Raw genomic sequence first — 232 nt, forward strand, 5'->3', positions numbered from 1 at the left:
GCGCGTCGCCCTTGGGCTGTTGGGCTTGGATCTGGTTACGCAGGGCGCGCCAACTGTCCAGGGACGGATTGTCGGCTCTGCTTTGCAGCCACTGGGCGGTGGCGTCCAGCAGCGGCTTGAGGCGTTCGAGTAACTGCGGCGCGGGCTGTTCGACGGCGTACTGCGCGTCTTCCAGCTCCTCCACCACCGGCAGCAGGTGGATCATGCGCCCGCGGAGCTCTTTGGTTTTGCG

1 pseudogene is annotated in these 232 nt (G+C 66.4%); it reads right to left on the reverse strand.

The window, feature by feature from the left end:
- Positions 1–205: pseudogene (locus tag ACFZPT_RS27140) on the reverse strand (FUSC family protein); the annotation flags it as partial.
- Positions 206–232 lie beyond the last annotated feature (27 nt).

It is taken from the genome of Pseudomonas sp. MD330_10 (assembly GCF_042610415.1).
Lineage (GTDB): Bacteria > Pseudomonadota > Gammaproteobacteria > Pseudomonadales > Pseudomonadaceae > Aquipseudomonas > Aquipseudomonas rhodesiae.